This window comes from Thiocapsa imhoffii, from assembly GCF_016583985.1.
GTDB lineage: Bacteria > Pseudomonadota > Gammaproteobacteria > Chromatiales > Chromatiaceae > Thiocapsa > Thiocapsa imhoffii.
Map to the genome: position 1 here is coordinate 1 of NZ_NRSD01000090.1, position 615 is coordinate 615.

Sequence of the window (615 nt, forward strand, 5' to 3'; positions counted from 1 at the left end):
GCCCAGATGGTGAGCCTGACGTGCCCCCGGGAGCGATAGAGCAGGGCCCCGCAGATGACCCAGGAGAAGGCCCAAGCACTGGACCCCGGGGTCAGGGTGATGGAGGCAGGCGCAAAAAAGGAGGGTGGTTTGGAAAGCATCGTGGTCAAGGAGGTTCCAACCCGAAATTTGAGAACATTGCAGAAGGTTTAAGAGCTCTCCTGGCTAGGAGTCACGTAGAAAGGACTACCGACGAAGGAACTTGGGTCGCCGGTGTGTTCGTATATGGAGGTAGTAAGACCTCCCTTTACAACCTAAGGCGAGGAACTGCCCTTGCTATTCCACAATGTCGTCTTACACCATTGAGTCGTCTCCCCTTTGGAATGGCCCCTGGACCCGGCCCACAACCTGGCCCGCTAAGGGAGTCCATTGTCTGTTATTTCATGGTCTTTTTACAAACTCATATATTTGCTGAGGTTTTGAAGGATGCGATTAAGGACCTTGTTATGACAAAGCCCGCTCCTACCTGCAATATCAGGGTGACTGTGTGCAGCTTTGACGATGGAGTAGATTTGCCTCCCTGGTTTCCACCTATGGTGGAAGGGGCTGCCGCGGAGGGTGATGACGGAGATGACG

At 54.0% G+C, this 615-nt stretch carries 1 protein-coding gene; it reads left to right on the plus strand.

Going from position 1 to position 615, the window contains the following annotated elements:
- Nucleotides 1-422: 422 nt before the first annotated feature.
- Nucleotides 423-615: hypothetical protein (locus CKO25_RS22230; RefSeq protein ID WP_242467803.1), on the plus strand; the 193-nt coding region annotated here is incomplete at its 3' end.